Source organism: Rhodococcus sp. (in: high G+C Gram-positive bacteria) (assembly GCF_049299235.1).
GTDB lineage: Bacteria > Actinomycetota > Actinomycetes > Mycobacteriales > Mycobacteriaceae > Rhodococcus.
The window spans coordinates 14,258-36,395 of sequence record NZ_JBAQXC010000387.1 but is presented as its reverse complement, the minus strand read 5'-3'; the positions used below and the strand labels follow the sequence as shown (position 1 = coordinate 36,395).

At 68.4% G+C, this 22,138-nt stretch carries 18 protein-coding genes; 11 read left to right on the top strand and 7 right to left on the bottom strand.

All coding sequences use genetic code 11. The features are described from left to right. Positions 1 to 39: 39 nt before the first annotated feature. Positions 40 to 300, bottom strand: coding sequence for a hypothetical protein (locus tag WAX14_RS23775; RefSeq protein WP_422630500.1), 261 nt, complete (start codon positions 298 to 300; stop codon positions 40 to 42). Position 301: 1 nt separating this feature from the next. Continuing rightward, the gene (gene bioB / locus WAX14_RS23770; RefSeq protein WP_422630499.1) at positions 302 to 1,315 is read right to left on the bottom strand and encodes a biotin synthase BioB; all 1,014 of its coding nucleotides are present in this window, start codon (positions 1,313 to 1,315) and stop codon (positions 302 to 304) included. Positions 1,316 to 1,475: 160 nt separating this feature from the next. Between bioB and WAX14_RS23765 the strand changes: the two genes are divergently transcribed. From WAX14_RS23765 to WAX14_RS23740, 6 genes are read left to right on the top strand one after another with little or no spacing between them, the layout of a single operon-like run. Continuing rightward, positions 1,476 to 2,102 (top strand): TetR/AcrR family transcriptional regulator C-terminal domain-containing protein, encoded by a 627-nt coding sequence (locus tag WAX14_RS23765; protein WP_422630498.1) that lies wholly within the window; start codon positions 1,476 to 1,478, stop codon positions 2,100 to 2,102. 42 nt (positions 2,103 to 2,144) lie between these two features. Beyond that, on the top strand, positions 2,145 to 3,440 hold the full coding sequence (locus tag WAX14_RS23760; protein WP_422630497.1) for an SWIM zinc finger family protein: 1,296 nt from the start codon (positions 2,145 to 2,147) through the stop codon (positions 3,438 to 3,440). Beyond that, positions 3,437 to 4,906, top strand: a complete 1,470-nt coding sequence (locus WAX14_RS23755; protein WP_422630496.1) for a DUF5691 domain-containing protein — start codon at positions 3,437 to 3,439, stop codon at positions 4,904 to 4,906. Before WAX14_RS23760 ends, WAX14_RS23755 begins: the two co-directional genes overlap by 4 nt. Beyond that, entirely contained in the window at positions 4,903 to 6,006 is a 1,104-nt protein-coding gene (locus WAX14_RS23750) for an ATP-binding protein (RefSeq protein ID WP_422630495.1), read from the top strand. Before WAX14_RS23755 ends, WAX14_RS23750 begins: the two co-directional genes overlap by 4 nt. A 2-nt stretch (positions 6,007 to 6,008) precedes the next feature. Next, positions 6,009 to 8,222, top strand: coding sequence for a DUF5682 family protein (locus WAX14_RS23745; RefSeq protein ID WP_422630494.1), 2,214 nt, complete (start codon positions 6,009 to 6,011; stop codon positions 8,220 to 8,222). Continuing rightward, a complete protein-coding gene (locus WAX14_RS23740; RefSeq protein ID WP_422630493.1) occupies positions 8,219 to 9,376 on the top strand; it encodes a VWA domain-containing protein in 1,158 nt (385 codons plus the stop codon). The genes WAX14_RS23745 and WAX14_RS23740 overlap by 4 nt, the downstream gene beginning before the upstream one ends. Positions 9,377 to 9,440: 64 nt before the next feature. On the opposite strand, the gene WAX14_RS23735 is transcribed toward WAX14_RS23740, so the two are convergent. Both WAX14_RS23735 and WAX14_RS23730 read right to left on the bottom strand, forming a co-directional pair. Next, positions 9,441 to 10,007, bottom strand: coding sequence for a class I SAM-dependent methyltransferase (locus WAX14_RS23735; RefSeq protein WP_422630492.1), 567 nt, complete (start codon positions 10,005 to 10,007; stop codon positions 9,441 to 9,443). A gap of 152 nt (positions 10,008 to 10,159) precedes the next feature. Further along, the gene (locus tag WAX14_RS23730; protein ID WP_422630491.1) at positions 10,160 to 11,107 is read right to left on the bottom strand and encodes an alpha/beta hydrolase; all 948 of its coding nucleotides are present in this window, start codon (positions 11,105 to 11,107) and stop codon (positions 10,160 to 10,162) included. A 170-nt stretch (positions 11,108 to 11,277) separates the two neighbouring features. Between WAX14_RS23730 and WAX14_RS23725 the strand changes: the two genes are divergently transcribed. The 4 genes from WAX14_RS23725 to WAX14_RS23710 all read left to right on the top strand — a co-directional run bounded on the left by WAX14_RS23725 (position 11,278) and on the right by WAX14_RS23710 (position 14,812). Further along, positions 11,278 to 11,934 carry a TetR/AcrR family transcriptional regulator gene (locus WAX14_RS23725; protein ID WP_422630490.1) on the top strand — a complete coding sequence of 219 codons (657 nt, stop codon included), beginning with the start codon at positions 11,278 to 11,280 and terminating at the stop codon, positions 11,932 to 11,934. Between the two features lie 123 nt (positions 11,935 to 12,057). Then, entirely contained in the window at positions 12,058 to 12,915 is an 858-nt protein-coding gene (locus WAX14_RS23720) for an SDR family oxidoreductase (protein WP_422630489.1), read from the top strand. Beyond that, entirely contained in the window at positions 12,912 to 14,048 is a 1,137-nt protein-coding gene (locus WAX14_RS23715; protein WP_422630488.1) for a hypothetical protein, read from the top strand. The genes WAX14_RS23720 and WAX14_RS23715 overlap by 4 nt, the downstream gene beginning before the upstream one ends. A gap of 89 nt (positions 14,049 to 14,137) precedes the next feature. Then, positions 14,138 to 14,812, top strand: coding sequence for a Pr6Pr family membrane protein (locus tag WAX14_RS23710; RefSeq protein WP_422630487.1), 675 nt, complete (start codon positions 14,138 to 14,140; stop codon positions 14,810 to 14,812). 6 nt (positions 14,813 to 14,818) lie between these two features. Here the strand turns inward: WAX14_RS23710 and WAX14_RS23705 are convergent, their stop codons facing one another. Continuing rightward, positions 14,819 to 16,063 carry an alpha/beta hydrolase family protein gene (locus WAX14_RS23705; RefSeq protein ID WP_422630486.1) on the bottom strand — a complete coding sequence of 415 codons (1,245 nt, stop codon included), beginning with the start codon at positions 16,061 to 16,063 and terminating at the stop codon, positions 14,819 to 14,821. Between the two features lie 53 nt (positions 16,064 to 16,116). Next, positions 16,117 to 17,388 carry a lipase family protein gene (locus tag WAX14_RS23700; protein WP_422630515.1) on the bottom strand — a complete coding sequence of 424 codons (1,272 nt, stop codon included), beginning with the start codon at positions 17,386 to 17,388 and terminating at the stop codon, positions 16,117 to 16,119. Positions 17,389 to 17,746: 358 nt separating this feature from the next. On the opposite strand from WAX14_RS23700, the gene WAX14_RS23695 reads away from it, so the two are divergent. Beyond that, positions 17,747 to 20,482, top strand: coding sequence for a LuxR C-terminal-related transcriptional regulator (locus WAX14_RS23695; protein WP_422630485.1), 2,736 nt, complete (start codon positions 17,747 to 17,749; stop codon positions 20,480 to 20,482). Here WAX14_RS23695 and WAX14_RS23690 read toward each other — a convergent pair. Further along, a complete protein-coding gene (locus WAX14_RS23690) occupies positions 20,455 to 22,074 on the bottom strand; it encodes an MFS transporter (protein WP_422630484.1) in 1,620 nt (539 codons plus the stop codon). The two genes, WAX14_RS23695 and WAX14_RS23690, sit on opposite strands and share 28 nt — an antisense overlap. Positions 22,075 to 22,138: the final 64 nt, after the last annotated feature.

The window sequence follows — 22,138 nt, the reverse complement described above, 5'->3', positions numbered from 1 at the left end:
AGTGAGGCCCGGAGGTTCCCTCCGGGCCTCACCGCATGTTCAGCGCTGTTCGTTCAGCGCCGAATCGATCGTGCCATGCCGTGAGCATCGCGCCCACCATCCGTCGGGTGCGATCTGCACGATCATCCGGCGACCGCACTGCGCGCAGAAGCGCGGCGGTTCGAGACCGAGTTGCGCGGCCCGCGACCGGGCCGGATCGGCGCCCCCGTCGTGTGGTGCCCTGTCGTGTGGTGCGCCGCCGTGTGGTGCCCTGCCGTGTGGTGCGCCGTCGAGCGCGACGCCCGTGTACGGATCGAACATCTCAGAAACTCTCGCTCAGGGCCTTGATCGGCATCTTGAGTTCGCCGAGCAGGTCCAGGTCGGATTCGGCCGGACGACCCAGCGTGGTGAGGTAATTGCCGACGATGACGGCGTTGATGCCACCGAGGATGCCTTGCTTGGCCCCCAGGTCACCGAGGGTGAGCTCACGTCCGCCGGCGAACCGCAGGATGGTGCGGGGCAGTGCGAGCCGGAATGCGGCGACGGCACGCAGTGCGTCGGATGCGGGCAGCACCTCGAGGTCGCCGAAGGGGGTGCCCGGGCGCGGGTTGAGGAAGTTGAGCGGCACCTCGTCGGGGTCGAGTTCGGCGAGTTCCGCGGCGAACTCGGCGCGCTGCTCGAGGGTCTCCCCCATCCCGAGGATGCCGCCGCAGCACACCTCCATGCCGGCTTCGCGGACCATGCGCAGCGTCTCCCACCGCTCGTCCCACGTGTGGGTGGTGACGACGTTCGGGAAGTAGGAGCTGGCTGTTTCGAGGTTGTGGTTGTAACGGTGCACGCCCATCGCGGCGAGCTGATCGACCTGGTCCTGGGTGAGCATGCCCAGCGAGCATGCGACCTGGATGTCGACTTCGTTGCGGATCGCTTCGACACCCGCGGCGACCTGCGCCATCAGCCGGGCGTCGGGTCCGCGCACGGCCGCCACGATGCAGAACTCGGTGGCTCCGGACTTCGCGGTCTGCTTGGCGGCCTCGACGAGGCTGGGGATGTCGAGCCACGCGGAGCGCACCGGGGAGGCGAACAGTCCCGACTGCGAGCAGAAGTGGCAGTCCTCGGGGCAGCCGCCGGTCTTGAGGCTGATGATGCCCTCGACCTCGACCTCGGGTCCGCACCACTTCATGCGGACGTCGTGCGCGAGGGTGAGCAGGTCTTCGAGGTGCTCGTCGGGCAGTTGCAGCACGTCGAGGATCTGGTCGCGGCGCAGGCCTTCACCGCGGTCGAGCACCTGTTCGCGAGCTGCCGCGAGGATGTCGGTGGGGGCGAGTGCCTTGGTCACGGTGGATCTCCTGGAGTAGCGGGCGAAGCAAACTTGAACACCGTTCACTTGAACGCCGTTCAGGTTAGGTCGATGGGTCGACTACTGTCAAAGGAACGCGTCCACCGAACAGCAGTGCCCACCGAACAGCAGTGCCCACCGAACAGCAGGGAGCGAACACGTGCAGTTGCGACGAGGCGACGTCCTCGACGGCGCCATGGCGATCCTCGACGAGTACGGGCTCGGCGATCTGACCATGCGCAAACTCGCCGGATCGCTCGGCGTGCAACCCGGCGCACTGTACTGGCACTTCCCCAACAAGCAGACGCTGCTCGGTGCGATGGCCGACCACATCCTCACCGGTGTCGACGCACCGCCCGCCACCGACTCGTGGGACGAGGCGCTTGCCGAACTCGCCCACCGGTTCCGCGCGGCGTTGCTCGCCCATCGTGACGGCGCCGAACTCGTCGCCTCCAGCTACGCATCGCGGCTGACCACCTCCCGCGCCCGCGACAGCTTCGTCGCCGCCGCACAACACGCCGGATTGTCCCGCGCGCACGCCGAACTCGCCGGGTTCGCACTCCTGCACTATGTGCTCGGTCACACCGTCGACGAACAGTCGCGCATCCAACTCGCCGAGTTCGGTGCCCTGACACGCTCACCTGTCTCCCCCGACGTGACCACCGACAACCCCGGGACCTCCGACGAGGACCTGCTCGACGGCGACCCCGCGGTCCGGTTCGATTTCGGGCTGGATCTGTTCGTCGACGGCATTCGGCGCCGGCTCACCGAGCACGTGACGCACTGACGGTTGGCGCCCTGTCGGACCCCTCCCGTACGTTCCTCGGATGTGACGACACCCTGGTCCCCCACGCAGATCGCCGCGGCCGCCCCCGACCCCTCGTCGGTGACCGCCGCCCGCGGTCTGGCCTCGAAATGGACGGACACCGGACGCAACGACCGCGCCCTGTGGGGCATGTGCCGCGGTAGCGGTTCGAGCAACTACGTGGCCTCGGTCGACCTGACCGGGCCCGCCTACAAGTGCTCGTGCCCGAGCCGGAAGTTCCCCTGCAAACACGCGATCGGCCTGCTCATGCAGTGGTCCGGCGGGTCCGTCCCGGATGCCACCCCGCCCGATACCGTCGCCGCCTGGCTGAACGGCCGGGACGACAAAGCCGCGAAGGCCGCGGCGCCCGAGGCGGATACACCGAAGGAGTCCGACCCGGCGACCGCGCAGCGGCGCGCCGAACGGGCCGCAGCGGGACTCGAGGAACTCGATCGCTGGCTGACCGACCGCATCCACAGCGGGCTCGGTTCCGTCGACCACGGCTACGCCACCTACGACGAGATCGCCGGTCGCATGGTCGATGCCCAGATGCCGGGTGTTGCGGGAACGCTGCGGGCGCTGCCGCCCGTCGTCGCAGCCCAACAAGACTGGCCCGCACGGATACTCGGCGAGTATGCCCGTCTACACCTGCTGATCCGGGCATTCCGCACCCTGGCGGATCTGCCCGCTCCGCTCGCTCGATCGGTGCACACCCACCTCGGGCTGCCCACCAGGGCGGACGAGGTACGCCGGGAACCGGCGGTCCGCGACCACTGGCAGGCGATCGCGCACCGCACCACCGAGGACAATCGCGTCTTCACCCGCAAACTGTGGCTGCGCGGCCGCGAATCCGGCCGCTGGGCTACCGTGCTCGACTTCTCCCACGGCACAGCACGATTCGATACCGACGTACCCCTGATCGACACTCTCGTCGACGCCGATCTGCATTTCTATCCGGGTGCCGCGCCGCTGCGCGCGATGATCGGCACCCGCCACGGCGCACCGGAACCGTTCACGACCCTGACCGCCACCGACTTCGACACCGCGCTCGGCGACTACGCCACCGCGCTCGGGGCCGACCCGTGGATCCGGTCCTGGCCGGTACTGCTCGGCGCCGTGACGCCCGTCCTCCTCGACGACCGGTGGTTCCTCGTCGACCGGGCCGAACGCGCCCTGCCGCTGGGCGGCGACATCGACACCCGCTGGCGTCTGCTCGCGGCCTCGGGAGGCCACCCGGTGACGGTGTGCGGCGATTGGGACGGCCACGCGATCACCCCGGCTGCGGTGTTCGAACCCGGACAGGAGGCGGTGGCACTGTGAGTACCCACGGTCTGGAATCGCTCACGTCGGCGGCCCTGCTGGGCACCGCCCGCACCGAACCCGCCTTCCGGGTGCTGCACACCGCCGAGGCGGCCGGCGCGATCGACGACACGGCCGAACACCGCCTGCTCGGGGCGGCGGCGCTGGAATGCGCGTTCGTCACCGGAGGAACGGTTCCCGGCACATGCCCGCTTCCCGCGGCTGCTGCCGACGACGACCGGCCGCCGCTCCCCCCGGCCGCAGCCGAACGACTCCGCGCACTACTCGCCGTGAAGTCCGATCTGATCGGTGAATGGCTCGACACCGCACAGGGTTTCCGGGCTCCACACCGCATCGTCGTGGATATCCTCGAACGTGCGCCGTTCCTCGACGCGGAGCACCGGAGCAAGTCGCTGGTCCTGCTCGGACCGCGTGGCCGGTGGCTGGCCCAGCAGCATCCTCGATGGTCCGGCATGCTGCCTCCCGATACGACCGAGCTCTCGGTGTGGGCGCACGGGTCCGTGAGTGCCCGGCGCCGATGGTTCCGGACGGTGCGTGCGCAGGACCCGGCGGCCGCGACGGCGTTGCTCACCGCATCGTGGAAAACCGAGAACGTCGCGGACCGCCAGCATCTGCTGGAAGAACTCGCGGTGCGGTCGGGTCCGCACGACGTGGATCTGCTCGACACCGCACTGGGCGACCGCAGCCGCAAGGTCCGCGATGTCGCACTCGACCTGTTGCGCAGGCTTCCCGACTCCGCATTCGGCCGCCGCATGACGCAGCGGGTGCAGGACTGGACCCGGGTACACGACGGCATCCTCGACTTCGCGGTCCCGGACGCGCTCGACGCGGCCGCGGCGCGTGACGGCCTCGACCTTCCCCTGCCACGTTCCGCCGAGACGCCGCGCACCGATCGGGTGTTCACGGGCGACGAGGCCCGCGACCGGGCGCGAGTGTGGGCGCTGGCGGTGTCCGCTCCGCTGTCGGCGTGGCTCGCGCCCGGCGAGCAGATCGACGCCGTACTGGACCGGGGTGTGCCCGAGCACCTGCGCGACGTCCTGCGACTCGGCTGGGAAACCGCCGTCGACCAGCAACGCGACGGTGCGTGGGCGGCGGCGCTGCTGACCCGCGGCGACGGGGCCGGGTCGCGGATCGCCGAGCACGCGCCCCGAGGTGTGCTCGTCGAACACCTGCGGCGGATACCCGAGCAGGAACTACTGCACGGCGCGCACATCGCCGCGCTGCCCGCGCCGTGGCCCGTCGACATTGCGAAGAAGGCCCTCACCGCCCTCTACGGCACCGCCTCACCGAATTCCCCGAACTTCCGGGCCCTGACCGATCTGCTCGCACACCGGGCACCGTTCGACCTGGCCGACCTGTTCGACGACGCCGCCACCCGCACCGACGATCTCGTCCGGCTCAATCGCTTCGCGACCGCCGCCGACACCCTGAAACTTCGCCGAACCCTTCACGAGGAGTTGAGTTGACCGACACCGTCATCGACGAGCAGACCCTGCTGCGCCCGCACGCCGAGCAGCAGTACGCACACGAATTGGCTGCGCTCGCTCGCGTCGACGATCGGCCGCGGCCGCCGTCGTGGCAGTTGTCGCCGTGGGCGGTCGTGACCTACCTGCTCGGTGGGGAACTCTCCGACGGCACCGTCGTCAGCCCCAAGTACGTCGGGCCGCGCCGACTCATGGAGGTCGCGGTCGCGACGCTGGCCACCGATCGCGCCCTGCTGCTGCTCGGCGTGCCCGGCACCGCGAAGACGTGGGTGTCGGAGCACCTGGCGGCGGCGATCTCCGGAACATCGACACGTCTCGTGCAGGGCACCGCGGGCACCGCCGAGGAAGCGGTCCGCTACGGCTGGAACTATGCGCGACTGCTGGCCGAGGGTCCGACCCCGGCCGCGTTGGTGCCGTCACCGGTGATGACCGCGATGCGCGACGGCGCGGTCGCGCGTATCGAGGAACTGACCCGCATCCCGGCGGACGTGCAGGACGCGCTGATCACGATCCTTTCCGAGAAGACCCTGCCGGTCCCCGAACTCGGCATCGAGGTGCAGGCGACGAAGGGGTTCAACGTCATCGCCACCGCCAACGACCGCGACCGCGGTGTCAACGACCTGTCGTCGGCGTTGCGCCGCCGGTTCAACACCGTCGTGTTGCCGTTGCCCGCGAGCGAGGACGACGAGGTCGCGATCGTCGCGCGTCGCGTCGCTCAACTCGGGTCCGCGCTCGAACTGCCGCAGGTGCCGGCGGCGGCCGAGGAGATCCGGCGGGTGGTGACGGTGTTCCGGGAGTTGCGGCGCGGCGTGACCACCGACGGCCGTACCAAACTCAAGTCGCCGTCGGGCACCTTGTCGACCGCGGAGGCCATCTCGGTGGTCACCAACGGTATCGCCCTGTCCGCGCATTTCGGGGACGGTGTGCTGCGTTCGACGGACATCGCCGCCGGCATTCTCGGTGCGGTCGTCAAGGATCCGGTCGCCGACACGGTGGTGTGGGACGAATACCTCGAGGCCGTCGTGCGTGGCCGCCCGGAGTGGGCCGACTTCTACCGTGCGTGCCGCGAGATCGCCGGGTGAGCGTGACCGCGCAGATCCGGGTGCTGGGCATCCGGCATCACGGACCGGGCTCGGCTCGCGCAGTGGTACGTGCGCTCGCCGACCTCGAACCGGACACGGTGCTCATCGAGGGGCCGGCCGACGCCGATCCATTGGTGGCGTTGGCGGCGTCCGAACAGATGCGCCCGCCGGTCGCGCTGCTCGGATACGCGACCGGCGATCCCTCAACGGCGGCGTTCTGGCCGTTGGCCACGTTCTCCCCGGAATGGCAGGCGTTGCAGTGGGCGATCCTGCACGACGCCGATGTCCGATTCTGTGACTTGCCCGCCGCCTCGAGTCTCGCGGCGGACCGCCCGGCCGGTGACCGAGGGCCGGATCCGCTGATCGCGCTCGCCGAAGCCGGCGGCTACGACGACTTCGAACAATGGTGGGACGCGGTCGTCGAATCGGGCTCGCGAGTCGGTGCGGCAGCCGACGATTCCGAAACCGATTCCTACGCAGATTCTTTCGATGCGATCACCGAGGCGATGACCGCGTTGCGCGCCACGATGGACCTCGACGAGCACACGCTGCGTCGCGAGGCGCACATGCGGCAGGTGCTACGCACGACGATCAAGGCGGGTGCGCAGAAGATCGCGGTGGTGTGCGGGGCGATGCACGCCCCGGCCCTGTCCGGCGCACTCGGACCCGCCGCACCGGACGCACGCCTGCTCAAGGCCCTGCCGAAGGTCAAGACGTCGCTGACGTGGGTGCCGTGGACGCATTCGCGGTTGTCGTCGGTGTCCGGGTACGGCGCCGGTATCACCTCCCCCGGTTGGTATCACCACCTGTTCACCCATCACGAGCACACCATCGAACGCTGGTTCACCCGGGTCGCGCGGGAACTGCGTCGGGAAGACCTGCCCGTGTCGAGCGCGCACGTCATCGAGGCCACCCGGCTCGCCGACACCCTCGCAGCGTTGCGTGACCGTCCACTGGCGGGGCTCGCCGAGGTCACCGAGGCCACCCGGTCGGTGCTGTGTGACGGCGACGATCTCTTGCTCGATTTCGTGACGCGACAACTCGTGGTCGGAGAGTCGCTCGGCGAGATCCCGGACGACACCCCGACGGTCCCACTGGACGCGGACCTCCAGGGCCGGTCGAAGACGCTGCGGCTCAAGCGGTCCCCGGTCGACAAGAACCTCGACCTGGATCTGCGCAAGGACAACGATCTGCAGCGGTCGCACCTGCTGCACCGCCTCGCTCTGCTCGAGATCGATTGGGGGAAGGCCACGACCAGCGCGGTCCGCTCCACCGGCACGTTCCGTGAATCGTGGACGCTGCGATGGCAACCGGAACTGTCGGTGTCGATCGTCGAAGCATCACGGTGGGGCACCACCGTCGAATCGGCGGCACACGCGATCGTCCTCGATCGGGTGGGCCAACCCGACGTGTCGCTCGGTGCGGTCACCGCACTGCTCGAGCAGGCCCTGCTCGCCGATCTGCGCGCGGCGATCCCCGAACTGCTCACCGCGGTCGACGCTGCGGCGGCGCTCGATCGCGATGTGCTGCATCTGATGTCGGCGCTACCGCCATTGGTCCGCACGTTGCGATACGGCGACGTCCGAGGCACCGACCTGTCGTCGCTCGGGCACGTCGCCGACGCAGTGCTTGCCCGGATCTGCGCCGGCCTACCCGCCGCGTCGACCGGACTGGATTCCGATGCCGCGGACACACTGCGCAAGGCACTCGACGACGTGCACACCGCGATGTCCGTCCGGGACGATCCCGAGGCAACCGAGCGGTGGCTCGCGACGCTACACGTGATCGCGGACCGTGACGACGTCGACGGTATCCTCACCGGCCGCAGTGTGCGGTTGCTGCGCGACCTGGGCCGGATCGACGAAGACGAGACCGCGCTGCGGGTGTCGCGGGCGCTGTCGGTGGGCAGCGATCCCAGTGCGAAGGCACGCTGGATCGACGGTTTCGTCGGCGGCGGCGCGGTCCTGCTCATGCACGACCGGGGTCTGCTGCGCTTGATCGACGACTGGGTATCGGCGCTGTCGGGCCAGGATTTCGTGGACGTGCTGCCGGTGCTGCGCCGCACGTTCGGTGCGTTCGCGCCCGCCGAACGGCGTACGCTCGGCGCGGTGGTACGCGGCGGCGAGCGCACGCGTACCACCGTCACCGCCATCGACTCGGACCGCGGGGCCGACGCCGTTCGGGCCACCGCGATGATATTGGGAGTTCCTACATGACAACAACATCCGACGAATCGGAACGTTTGCGTCGGTGGCGACTGTTGCTCGGTGAGCCCGCCGAGGACTCCACCGGCGGCCTGCGCTGCACCGAGGACGAGGCGATGGACGGTGCGCTCGCCGCACTCTACGACCACAGCGATCCGGATCCGCGTGGCCGGCGCAGCGCGGGCCTGGGCGGTTCGGCGCCGCGGGTGGCGCGCTGGCTCGGCGATATCCGCACCTACTTTCCGACGTCGGTGGTGCAGGTGATGCAGCGCGACGCGATGGAGCGCCTCGGTTTGACCCAGTTGCTGCTCGAACCGGAACTGCTCGACGCCGTCGAACCGGACGTCCATCTCGTCGGCACGTTGCTCAGCTTGAACAAGGTGATGCCGGAGACGACCCGGGCGACCGCGCGGATGGTGGTGGAGAAGGTGGTGCGGGAGGTCGAGGCGCGGATCGCCCAGCACACCCGGTCCGCGGTGACAGGGGCGCTGAACCGGTCGGCACGGACGTCGAACCCGAAGTTGCGCGACATCGACTGGGATCGCACGATCCGTGCGAATCTCGCGCACTATCTGCCGGAGTACCGCACGGTGGTGCCGCAACGATTGATCGGATACGGAAGGCGATCGCAGGCCGTGCAGCGTGACGTGGTGCTGGCGATCGACCAGTCCGGGTCGATGGCGTCGAGTGTGGTGTACGCGTCGGTGTTCGGCGCGGTGCTCGCGTCGATGCGAGCGCTGCGCACGTCGCTGGTCGTGTTTGACACGGCGGTCGTGGATCTGACGGACAAACTGTCCGATCCGGTGGAGGTGCTGTTCGGCACCCAACTCGGCGGCGGCACCGACATCAACCGCGCAATCGCGTACAGCCAGTCGCTGATCTCCCGGCCCACCGAGTCGCTGTTCGTGTTGATCTCGGACCTGTACGAGGGTGGTATCCGCGCGGAGATGCTCAGCCGGATGGCGTCGATGCGGGACGCGGGCGTGCAGGTGGTGGTCCTGCTGGCACTGTCCGACGACGGCGCACCGGCATTCGACCGGGAGAATGCGGCCGCGCTCGGCGCGCTGGGAATTCCGGCGTTCGCGTGCACGCCGGACCGGTTCCCGGAACTGCTGGCACTCGCGCTCGAACGCGGGGATATCGGCAGGTGGGCGCAGACGTTGTGATCGCGGTGGGTGACTGTGCGGCGGTCAGGTCCTGCGGCTGAGGGCCGCACCCGATCGCGCACGGTCAGCCGCGCACCAACCGGTACCAGCGGGCCGAAAACCCTGTGCGCACCGGAACCTGCTCCACCACCTGCCATCCTGCGAAGCACTGCTCGATCTCGACCAGACCGGCGCCGCGCGGCAGTGGCCCCCGGAAGTGCGGTTCGAACGCGAACATCAGGAGCGTGGCGTCGGGCACGGACACACGGTCGAGTTGCCGACGATATGCTGCCCGCTCACTGTCCGAAAGACCGTGGAAACACCCGAAATCCACGATCAGCCCGTAGCCGGATCCCACTGCGTCGGCCATCGCGGCAACATCACCGTCGACGAATCGCACCGCGACCCCGGCATCGTCGGCTGCGGCGGCCGCCGACTCGATCGCGGCGGGCACATTGTCGATTCCGGTGACGTCCCAGCCGCGCCGCGCGAGCCGGATCGACAGTTCACCGCTGCCGCAACCGACATCCAGCGCCCGTCCGGGCCCCGGCACGGAGTCGAGGAGCGCATCGAAATGGGCGCCGCGCGCGACCGCCGCGCGTTCCCACGGCGTGAAGCCGACGCGATAGGCCAGACGATAGAACACGCTCATCCCACCACTTCCTCGGCATGCCCCGTTTCGACGGTAGACCGGCACAACCGACCGGCACAACCGACCGTTGCTCTGGACGACCGCACGGCGGCGACCGCCTGTGTCGCGCCGACCCCGACGAGCCGACGGGAACTACCGGGCGGGAAGGCTTCTCACGCGGCACCGCTTTCGCGCTCGGCTAGGACCTTCCGCAGGAATTCTCCGGTCGATCGGATCGCCGCACCGCTTTCCGGGAGCAGCCCGTCGAGCACCGGGAAGGCGTGTACCTGACGTCGCCACACGTGGGTTTCGACGGTGCGACCGCTGTCGGCGAGAATACGGGTGAAGTCCACGATGTCGGCTTCGAACATTTCGCCCTCCCCCGCGGTTAGGAACACCGGGGGGAACACGGCGGGGTCCACCTCGAGCATCGAGCGCGCGCCGCGCACCACGACCGGGCCTCGGGTCCACTTGCTCTTGACGCGCCGATAGGCGGAGACCGGCATCAGCGCATCGTTGCAGATCAGGTCGTGGTCTCGATGGTCGACGTCGAGGTTCAGGTGCGCCGAGTAGCCGACGTACGCGGCGGGCGTGTTCGTCCCGTCCTCCGCGGCGAGTTCGCAGATCTTGGCGGCGAGGAAGGCACCCGACGAATCGCCGGCGAGGACGACCCTGTCGGGGTCCGGGCAGATCTCGAGGAGTCCGCGATACGCGGCGTACGCGTCGTGCACCGCCGAGCCCACCCCACAGTCGGGCAGTTGTCGATAGAGAACGGAGTACACGGGCACGGACAGGGTCTGTGCGAGCCTGCCGGCGATCCGCCGGTGGGTGCCGATGCCGCAGAACGTGAAGCCACCGCCGTGCAGGTACAGCACGCTGGCTCCGGCCAGGCGGTCGGATGCGGTCGCCTCCGGAAGGTACCGTTCGACCTCGACCGAACCCAGTTCCATGTCCGAATGGTCGATGGAGCGAAGGGGCGGCAGCAGTCCCAGCATCGTGTCGAGCAGGGCCAGGGTGCGGATACCGCGGTCGCTCAGCGGCCAGATCCGGTACATCTGCTTGGCGATCAGCCGGGCCAGCCAGTAGACGACGAGCGCCTGCGGGCTGACATCTGTGTGCATGATGGGTGGAGCGCCTGTCGGACGTTGCTGCACTGACCCGCCGGGCGCGGTGGTACCGCCCACGACCTACCCCCTCGTACTGGACGAATGTATCTGACACGACGAATTGTCGGATGGTTGCTCGTGCGAGTATGGCACGGAGTACGCGACCGGAGGAAGGACTCGAAAGTATGACAACCGCACGGGAGCGTAGTGGTGGCCGACGCTATTCCGGTCTTGCCGCGGAAGATCGCACCCGCGCTCGACGGGTCGCGATCATCGACGCCGCACTGGAAGAGTTCGGCACCACCGGGTTCGCGGCCACCTCGGTCAAACAGATCTGCACCGCAGCAGGGCTGACCGAACGGTACTTCTACGAGTCGTTCCGCGACCGCCAGGCCTGTCTCACCGAACTGTACGGCACACTCGTGACCGAACTGCGGGCCGCGACGGCCGCGGCGATCGCGGCGGCTGACGACACCGAGAGTGCCATCCTGGGTGGGCTGACAGCCTTCGTCGAATATCTGACCGATGATCCGCGACGCGCCCGCGTCATCCTCATCGAGGTTGTCGGAGTCTCGCCCGAGGTCGAGGAGTTGCGCCACGCCGTACTGCGCGCGTTCAGCGACCTGATCCGCTCGGTGTGGTCAACCGAACAAGGCGTCGACGTCGACGACGAGAGGACACGCCTGACCGCGATCGCCCTGTCCGGCGCCGTGAACAATCTGCTGGTGGACTGGATGATGTCGGGCCGGCAGCAGCCGCCCCTGGTTCTCGCCGAGGTGTCCGCCACCCTGTTCGTCTCCGCACTTGCCGGACTTGTCCGGACCGTCCGACCGCCGGTCTGACCGATCACATCTTCCGTCCGTTCTTCTTTCGGTTTTCCTTTTACCGCCGCTCGGTCTGTGCCATACTTGAACACCTATCTGACATGAAGATATGTCAAACTTTGAGGGGCGAGGAGACACCGAGTGGGCTCGACGAACAATCGGACAGGTCAGGTCATCGCGGTCACCGGCGCCGCCAGAGGCATCGGCCTGGCGATCGCCGGACATCTTGCCGAATCGGGCGCTCGCGTCGCGATCGGCGACCTGGACGCGGCGACGGCGGAAGCCGCCGCGGCCGGGCTCAGCGGAACGGCAGCGGGATTCGAGCTGGACGTCACCGATCGGGCTTCGTTCACCCGATTCCTGGACGCGGTGGAAGAGCAGTGGGGACCCATCGACGTGCTGGTCAACAACGCCGGTGTGATGTGGGTCGGACGATTCGACGAAGAATCCGACCAGGCCACCCACCGACAGCTCGAGGTCAATCTGCACGGCGTCATCCGCGGTGTGCGTCTCGCCGCGCCCCGGATGCGGTCGCGTGGACGCGGGCACATCGTCACCGTCGCCTCCGCCGCATCGAAGCTGGCACCTCCCGGAGAGGCGACCTACGCGGCGACCAAGCACGGCGTGTACGGATACCTGAGTGCGGTTCGGGCAGAGCTGCGCGGCAGCGGTGTCGAGCTGTCGATCGTCATGCCGACGGTGGTCGACACCGAACTCGCAGCCGGTACATCGTCGGGGTCCGTTGCCATGCTCACCCCGCAGGATGTCGCCGCGGCCGTGGCCGGCGTCATCGACCGCCCCCGGTTCGAAGTGACCGTCCCGCGCTACGTGGGGCCGCTGGCTCGCGCGGTCAGCGTTCTCCCCGATGCGCTCCGCCAGTTCGTGTACCGGCAGATGGTGCCGAACCAGGTCGACGAACTCGACGGGAACCGTTCCGCCCGCGAAAAGTACGAGACCAGTGCGCTCACCGCCACCGAAAACTCAGGAGACGACAAATGACGACCACATCCGCCGGTCGATCCAAGACCGACCAGAACACCGGCCGGGCTGTACGTCCGATCCCCGAGTTCGAGGGTGTGCACGAGATCTGGCCTCGCGGCAAGCGACTCGAGGCGGTACGGGACGCAGCAGCCCGATACCGGGAGCGGTTCATCGCCCAGGGGCAGGTCAAGGCGATCAAGAGCATCGACATCGCCGCCGCGCCCTATCCCGCCCGATTCGCGTTCCAGGGTTACTCGCTGAATGTGAACCCGATGATCTCGATCATCAACCGCATGTTCGTCATCCAGTTCGAGGGTTTCGACGGCAAGCTCAAGACCCTGGTGTGGGAACCCACCGTCGCGGCGGGTTCCGCCGAGGCACCGTTCTACCACGAGCTGCAGAAGTTCTCCCAGAAGTTCGCCGCGGAAAAGCTTTTCGTCAAGTACTACAACGACCCGGACAAGGTGCTGCCCCGCCTCGGGTTGACCAACGACGACGTCGACTACGTCAGCTTCGATCACCTGCACGTCCAGGACGTGCGGATGATCATGGGCAGCACCGAGCCGATCGACGGCGAGTCCGAACCGCGCAAGGCGCTGTTCCCGAACGCGAAGTTGCTGGTGCACCGGCGTGAACTCGGCACCTTCGAATCCATGCACCCCATGCAGTGGGCCTGGTATGTCGACGGCGGCATGAGCGGTGTTCCCGAGGAACGACTCGAGGTCTTCGACGGCGACGTCGAACTCGGTGTCGGTGTCAGCCTCCTGTGGACGCCCGGACACACCGACGGCAACCACTCGCTGGTGGTCAATACCCCGGACGGGGTGTGGGTGTCCTCCGAGAACGGGATGGCCGCGGACAGTTGGCAACCCGAACTGTCGAAGATCCCCGGTGTCAAGCAGCAGGCCAAGTTCTACAATCGTGAGGTCGTCCTCAACGGCAACACCCTCGAGGACTCCCTCGACCAGTACGACTCGATGGTCAAGGAAAAGACGATGGCCTCCCGGTCGCCTCGCGACTCGCGATGGCTCCAGATCATCCCGTCCTCGGAATGCGCCGCGTGGAAACGACAGTGGCCGGTCGTCCCCACGTACACCCACGGGGGGCTGGACTACGGCACGATCGTCGTCCCGGACCGCACCGCTCCGTAGGAATTCGAAGCCGAACGCGGCGCCGCACCGGGACCGAAAATCCCGGCGCGGCGCCGCTTTCTGTCACGATGGTCCGCATGCCCCCAGTGGTGACGAGACCGAACACTCCCGAGATTCTCGCGTTCAGCAGAACTGCGTACTCGTCGATCGCGGCTGTCGTGCTCGTCGGGCTGATCATCGAACTCGCGCTCGCCGTCACCGGCGCCGCAGACGCGAATTCCGGCGAAGCGGGTGATGCCGTACCGATCGTCACCCGCCTGGTCCGGCTGTTCAGCTTCTTCACGATCCAGAGCAACGTCCTTGTCGGAGTCGTCGCAATCCTGTTGGTACTGCGACCACTCCGGGACGGACGCGGCTGGCGCGTCGCAGTTCTGGACGCCCTACTGGGCATCGTGATCACGGGACTGGTGTTCGCGATCGTCCTTGCACCGCAAGTACATCCGACCGGATGGGCGCTGGTCGCCACGATCTGCTTGCACTACATCTCACCGCCTCTGACGCTTGCCGCCTGGCTGCTGTTCGGCCCGCGACCACGCTTCGCCGTCTCCACCGCCCTGGCAGCGTTCCTCTGGCCCACGGCCTGGTTGCTCTACACCTTCGTCCACGGCGCGATCACGCACTGGTATCCCTACCCGTTCCTCGACGCGGGAACGCTCGGATTCGTCCACGCGATCACCAATGCGGTGCTCGTCGTCCTCGCCGCTGTTGTCGTCACCGCGGCCTTGCTGGCCGTCGACCGCTGCACCCCGACTCGGCCACGATGATCGACCTCACCGGCCGAGTGTGTCGTCGAGCCAGTCGAACATCCGCGCGTCGGTGAGTTGCCGGGCCATCGGCTGACAGTGGAAGTTCGCACCCTCGGACGCGGTAAAACGAGCGAGGTGCGCCGGGCCGCCGACGATATCGGCCAGTCGCCGGGACTGCCCCGGCCAGAACTGCTCGTCCTCCGGGTCGGTGAGGAACAACGGCGTGGTGATGCGCGCGGCCTCCTCGTCGTCGAGCGCGTACCGGTGGACCTCGGTGAGCGTGTCGAAGAAGCTGCTCTGCCGGTAGGGGCGGGCACGGAAGCGCCAGGTCCGTGCCGCGCCCGGCGAGAACTTCAGTCCGAGGGCCATGTCCCGGTCGAACGCCTCCTTCTTGCCGTCTCGGAACAACGTCATCAGTGCGGCCGGAATATTCGCGGTCCACGATGCTGCCACGTCGACGACACCCGGATCGGCGATGGCCGCGGCGAATCGGTGCTCACGGGTCAACGCCCGGGCAATCCAGTACCCGCCCTGACTGATTCCGTACAGCGCGAGACGCGTGGCGTCGACATCGGCACGACCCACGGCGACATCGACCACCGGCGTGAGCACCGCCTCCCAGTCCGGACGGAACCCGATGCCCCGCCCGAACAGCATCGACTGCTGTCCCGGCCCGTCGAACATCAGGACGTGGTAGCCGCGGGCCAGGGCCGCGCTCGCCCCGGAGCGCCACAGACCGCTGATCGCGCCGTCGCTGCCGTTCACCATGATCAGGGTGGGCCGCGCGGTCGCGGTACCGGGCGCGGCGAAGAAGTAGCCCGGTAGGGAACTGTGCTCGTACGGGATGTCGACACGTTCGACGAGGTAGTCGGTGGTGTCGACGAATCCGTCCCAGCTCGAGCGGTGCGCGCGGAACGTCGGCGGCAGCAACTCGTCCGAGCCGAGGCCACTGACCGCGTTGACCGCGACCGCGAAATACGTTGCGGCCCTGAGATAGCCCTGCGCCGCACTGGCCCGGTGCCCGGCGACGGCCGCGGCATCGGCGGCGGCCCGGACCTCGCTCGCGGTGTGATGCCAGGCCCGGAACCAGTGTTCGTGATCGTGGTTGCCGACCGAGTCGATCGTCGCCAGAACCTCGCCGGCTTCGGCGGCACCGTACGCGACGGCACCGAGCAGGCCGCGAACCTCGTAGTCGAAGTCGGCATCGGGATAGAACCCGGCGCTGAACGCGCGGTGCGGGCGCGGCGCGAAGGCAGGGAATTCGGGCACGGTCGGGTCCGTTCGTGTGGTTCGGTGCGGATACGGCGGAGCGAGCGCGGATCTCAGGGAACCGGCATCGGTTCGAGCGAGTTGCCCGGCCCGACGACCGCGCAGTTGCTCGTCGGCGCCGCCCCGGCGAAACGATCGGTGAAGAACTGGGCGGCCTGCGCCTGGAACGGCATGAACGCGGCACTGTGGGAGAGCCGGTCGTACCGGGCGTAGGTGACCGGCACACCCCGCGCGCAGTAGTCGTGGGCGAGTCCCTCGACGTCGGCGGTGACCATCACCTCGTCCCCGGTGCCGTCGACGTCCCCGACCGCGAGCAGCATCGGTACCTGCGGGGTTCCGGTGCTGCCCATGATGTTGTCGTTGATGGCCTCGACCACACCGGGCACGTCGAGCAGCGAATCGTACGGCGCACGGACCATTTCCGCGTCGGTCAGGCCGGGATAGTTGCCGGCGAAGTTGATGATGCACTGCGAGTCGACGGTCGCGACGAGTTGCCTGCCGTAGTCGGAGAGGAACGTGTCGGTGTCGAGATCGTAGGCGCGCTGATACGCGACGATCAGCGCGGGGATGACGCCCGCCCAGTGCGCGCTGCCGCTGACGTACGGCAGGTTGTGCGCGAGATACACGGGCAGACCACCGGCGGCCGCACCGACAATGTTCAATTCCGGCGCATAGGCGGGGGCGAGTTCGGCGCCCCACTGGGTGGGGACCGAACCACCGGAATATCCGGCGAGCCCGACCGGAGTCGACGGCGGAAGGTCGAGCACGTCCTCGGCGGCACGGATGCCGTCGAGTGCGGCGTAGGCGGACTGTCGGCCCACGGTCCACGCGAGGTCGGCACCTTCGTAGTTCGGGACCACGACGGCGAATCCGGAGGCGAGGTAGCCGCTGATGACGCCCTGCTCGAAGGTGCCGGCCTGACTGAAACCGCCGTTCCCGGTGAGGGTGTACGACGGATCGCATTCGGAACCGAGCGCGTCGTACGCCATGTGGTATGACATCAGCTTCGCCGGTCCCGGTGTGAGCGGGCGCAGGATCGTGGCGACGGTGGCCGTCGGACGGCCCTGCTGATCGGTCGTCCGGTACGACACCTGGGTGCTCGTGATCGGGGTCGGCAGGTTGTGGAAGCCGTAGGGCACCTGACGGCTGCGCAGGACCGCGCCGGGCGCGAACTCGCCGAGCGGTCCGTCGAAGGTGTAGAACGGGTCGGCGGCCGGCAGTGGAAGCACCTGGACCGGTTCCGCGCCGGCAGCGCCTGCGGTAACGCCGACGCCCGAACAGGCAAGGATCACGGCGACGGCCACGCGCACGGCCCGCTGCCGCATTGCACGGTACGCGGCCGGCCCCGCGGTCACCGGTGACGTCTCGACGGTGTCGGCGCCGGGTGCGTTCTTCTTCATGTATCCGCTCCGTTTCACGGTTCGCGACCGGCGGTGTGTGCCCGCTCGGCAATGAGAGCACAACGCGGCGTCGGTGACTCGGGGAATCGGCGCAATGCCGACATTCGCCGCGGGCACATCCCTCCTGTCGACTCACCGGTGACGGCCTGGGGAAGACCACCACTGTGCTACCCCATCCTGACTGCCACCTGCCGGCAGAACATCGGTCGCACCGCGTAGCTATAGCTGCCACACACCGGTCATTGCGGGTGCAACTGTTACCGCCGTGAACTACTGTTCCCCCATGCACCCGCCGCTCCGTGGTTCCCGACGAGCGGCGATAGACGACATCGCCGCGGCTCTGGCAGCCGCAGCCGACGGCGCCGGACCGCGCACTCTCGTCGTCACCGCAGGTCCGGGGGTGGGCAAGACACACACCCTGCGACACTTGGTGGGCGGTGTCGATCTCACGACCCGCTGGGCAACGGCCGACGAACTGTCCTGGCGTCAGCCGTACGCGGTGGCATCGACCCTGCTCGGCATCGAACTCCCCGTACCGGCACCGGCGGGCTCCGATGGTCTCCTCGACGCAGCCGTCGACACACTGTGCGCGCGGGAACCTCACCTGCTGGTGATCGACGACGGCCACAACGCCGACGCGGGCAGCCTGGAGTTCCTCGGCCGACTCGCCGCAGCGGCACGGGATCTCCCGGTCGTCGTCCTGATCGCCCGCAGACATCTGCCGGCCCGGGAACTGTTGACCAGGCTGATCGCGCGTCCCGCAGTGCGCGAATGGCTACTGCCTCCGATGGATGCCGACGACCTCGAGACACTCGCCCGGCAGGTGCTCGGAGGGTGGCCGGACCCACGGTTGTCCGACCTGCTGGCACAGTCGGCGGGCAATCCGATGCATGCCCGCACGATGCTCGAGGACCTCCGCGGTCACGGTGGCGTGGTCGTCGACGGGGAACGCGCCGTCCTCACCGCGACGGCAACTGCGGCGACGGCGCAGTCGACGTCACTGCACGCGGCGATCCGTCAGCAACTCGCGTTGCTCGACGACGGATCACGTGCGCTGGTCCACAAACTCGCGGTGTGGGGCGGACCGGCCACCCTGAGCGACCTGGCAGCCTTGGAGAACGCGGCACCGTCCGCACTGGTGAGCGCGGCACAGACGACCATCGACGCCGGTGTCGTCGCCTCGGCGCACACCGGAGCCCTCACCTTCACCCACGACGTGTACAGCGACGTCGCCTACGACAGCATGGATCCCGCACTGCGGGTCGTGCTGCACACCGCGATCGCCCGGCGCCACGACGGTGCCGGAAACCGCCAACTGGTGGCCCACCACCTGATGGCCGCCGGGAGCGGCGGCCCGACCGCGGTCACCGCGGTGGCGCGGGCACAGGAGGAGTTGTCGCATGTGCCCGCGGTGGCGGTCGATCTCCTCGACAGCGCGGCGCGGCACACGGTGAGCACCGACTCACCCGTCCGAACCCTCGAACTCGATCTGGCGACCGCGCTGGCCCGCTCGGGACAATTGGCCAGATCCGCTGAGGTGGCAACGCAGGGAATCCCGAAGGCCACCGACATCGCCACCGTCGCCCGGCTGCATCGCATCCTGCTGTTCACCCTGATCGCGCAGGGCAGATCGGATCGGGTACTCGAGCTGATCTCGGAAACGATGCAACTCCCCGTCGATTCGGCGACCCGTGCCGCATTGCTGGACGTCCAGCGGTATGTCGGCCTGCTGCGCGGTTCGACGCCGGTGTCCCGCCTGCCGTTCGGCTTCGACGGTCGCGGATCGGTGAGCGAGCTGGTGACCGAGGCACTGCGCCGATTCCTCACCGGCGACGGCACCGGGGGCCTCGAGCTCGCCCTGGAGGCGTCCCGCCGTGAGGGTGCGACCGGTCCGGACCCGGAACTGAGCACCTCCGCCGACATCTGGCCGCCGTTCATCGAACAGTACGTCCACGGTCCCGCCGCGGCGGAGGCACTGCTCGACCGCGCGACCGCGCTGCGCACGGACCGGGGTGCCGCGTGGATGACGGCCTATCAGGACTTCACCCGAGGTGGAATCGCTATGGCGCGGGGCCGCCTGGACGATGCCGCCGCGACTCTCGATGCCGGCCTCGAACGAGCGGCGGCAGCGGACATGGGGTGGACGTCGCTGGCCGAGGGCTCACGGGCGATGATCGATGTATTCCATAGCGATTTCTCCTCCGCGGCAACACGGTTGGATCGAATCGCCGATGCCGGGATTCCGGACCAGTTCGGACTTCCGGTTCCCGGTCAGGCCAGGATGCTGCTCCTCGAGGCGCAACGCAAGTTGCGGCCCGCCGCCGCAACAGCATCCGAATGCTGGTCGAACACAGCATCTTTGGGTCTCCACGGCTGGCTTCCCTCCCTTGCCGTCGACTGCGCTCGCATCGCCCATCGCTCCGGCGACACCGCCCTCGCCGACGCGATCACCGACGCTCTGGACGACATTCCGGCACCGGTCCCCGATGCCCGACTCGGACCGATCGGCCTTGCGCGTGCACTGTGCGCCGGTGAGCCGGTGACGATCGCCGCGGCCGCGGTGAACAGCGCACTCGACGCCCGCGACCGGGGTGATGTGATCGTCGAAGCGGAAGGCTGGGAGGAGGCCGCGTGCGCTGCCGCCGCCATCGGGGACAAGCCCGCAGCCCGCGAGTACGCGCGATCGGCTCTGCTCCTCACCCAGAACATCAGCGCGACCGCACTGTCGGCGCGCATCACCTCACGCTTGCGGGCACACGGACTACGGTTGGACGCCCGCGCGGTGAAAGACCGCCCCCGGACCGGCTGGGACAGTCTCACCCGCACCGAGGTGACCATCACGGAGCTGATCGCGGCCGGCCTCAACGGCGCGGAAATCGCTCAGAAGCTCTACATTTCGCAGCGCACGGTGCAGACGCACGTGTCCCACGTGTTGGCCAAACTGGGGTTGCGGACCAGGGTCGAACTCGCTGCCGCCGCGGTGGCGCGCAGTCACGCGGGCGTCGCAGGCGGCGAATGACCCGTCGCCGTCGCATCCTCGGCCGCGTACTGTTCCAGCAGTGCGACTTCCGCGGCCCGCTTCGGGAATACGAAGAACACCAGTGCCGCACCGATCAGCACGATCCCGATGGCCGCCGCGTACGCGCGACTGTCGCCGTCGAGGAACGCCTCCCGCGCCGCCGCGATGATCTGCGATGCGTACTGCGGGTACCGGTCCGCGATGTCCACCGCACCCGCGAACGACTTCTCCAGCGCGGCCTGCGTCTGCTCACCGACCGAACTCGCCTGCGGACTCGCCGCGACGGTGGCTGCCAACGATGCGGCATATCCGGCGGTGAGCAACGCACCCAGGATCGACTGCACGATGGCGCCACCGAGGTCGCGCTGCAGATCGGCCGTGCCCGATGCCATCCCGGCCCGCGCCACCGGCACCGAACCGGTCAGTGAATGCGAGGCCGGAGTTCCGGCCAGGCCGACACCCGCACCCAGAAACATGAATCCGAGCGCGACAACCCAGTAGTGGGCATTCTCGTCCCACCACACCAGGGCGACGACGAGACCCGCCACGATCGCCACATACCCGGAGAGCAGGGTGAATCGGGACCCGCGCGATTCGACGAGTTTCGCCGAGTGCGGCGCGACCACCACCATCACCAGCGCCGCCGGCAACGCCGCCGACCCGGCCGCCAACGTCGAATATCCGAGCACATTCTGCAAATACTGCTGGCTGATGTACATCGTGCCCATCAACGTGCCGAACACGATGATGCCCGCGACCGCGGCGACCCAGAAGATGCGCCGCCGCGCCACCGTCAGATCGAACAGCGGGTTGCGTGCCCGCAACTGGCGGATCACGAACACGATGCCCGCGGCGAGCGCGATCACCAGCGCAGACCACGCGACGGTCTTCATTCCGTCGACCGGAACGAAGTTGATGCCCAGCACCAGCGACCCGACCAGAACCACCGACACCATCCCACCGAGATGGTCGACCGGATCGGTGGATTCGTTGACGTGGGCGGGCACGAGCACCCACGTCAGCGCCAGCGCCACGAGCGCCAAAGGGATCGTCACCAGGAACACCGATCCCCAGAAGAAGCCTTCCAGCAGTGCGCCGGCGACGAGCGGTCCGAGGGCGGTGAGACCGCCGCCGATCGACGACCACAGGGCGATCGCGCGGGTGCGGGCGGGACCCGACCACAGTGCGGTGATGAGCGCCAACGTGGTGGGGTAGGCGAGACCGGCCGACACACCACCGAGCAGTCGCGCCACGAACAGCACCTCGACGTTCGGTGCGAATCCGGCCACCAGGGACGCCGGAACCGACAGCACCATCCCCAGGATCAGCATGGTCTTGCGGCCGTACCGGTCGCCGATCGCGCCGAGATAGAGCACCGATGCCGCCAGCCCCACCGAATACCCGACCGCGATCAGGTTCAGGTCAGTTTGGCTCGCGTCGAATGCCTTCCCGATGTCGGGCAGTGCCACGTTCGCGACGGCGAGGTTCAGATTCGCAACCGCCGCAACGAGGATCAGTGATGCGAGGATCAGTGGTGCCCGAGTCGGGCGGTCCGCATCAGGTGTGGTCACGCAACAATGGTGCGCGATCATGTCTGTCCTCCGCTCGGATTTCGCGCGGATCGCCGACGACGTGCGATCTCGAAACCCAGTGTTC

Excerpts from the sequence above, each read along its gene's own strand:
- WAX14_RS23775 (WP_422630500.1), bottom strand. The coding sequence starts at position 300 with ATGTTCGATCCGTACACGGGCGTCGCGCTCGACGGCGCACCACACGGC.
- WAX14_RS23740 (WP_422630493.1), top strand. The coding sequence starts at position 8,219 with ATGACAACAACATCCGACGAATCGGAACGTTTGCGTCGGTGGCGACTG.
- WAX14_RS23735 (WP_422630492.1), bottom strand. The coding sequence starts at position 10,007 with ATGAGCGTGTTCTATCGTCTGGCCTATCGCGTCGGCTTCACGCCGTGG.
- WAX14_RS23730 (WP_422630491.1), bottom strand. The coding sequence starts at position 11,107 with ATGCACACAGATGTCAGCCCGCAGGCGCTCGTCGTCTACTGGCTGGCC.
- WAX14_RS23725 (WP_422630490.1), top strand. The coding sequence starts at position 11,278 with ATGACAACCGCACGGGAGCGTAGTGGTGGCCGACGCTATTCCGGTCTT.
- WAX14_RS23715 (WP_422630488.1), top strand. The coding sequence starts at position 12,912 with ATGACGACCACATCCGCCGGTCGATCCAAGACCGACCAGAACACCGGC.
- WAX14_RS23700 (WP_422630515.1), bottom strand. The coding sequence starts at position 17,388 with ATGCGGCAGCGGGCCGTGCGCGTGGCCGTCGCCGTGATCCTTGCCTGT.
- WAX14_RS23695 (WP_422630485.1), top strand. The coding sequence starts at position 17,747 with ATGCACCCGCCGCTCCGTGGTTCCCGACGAGCGGCGATAGACGACATC.
- WAX14_RS23690 (WP_422630484.1), bottom strand. The coding sequence starts at position 22,074 with ATGATCGCGCACCATTGTTGCGTGACCACACCTGATGCGGACCGCCCG.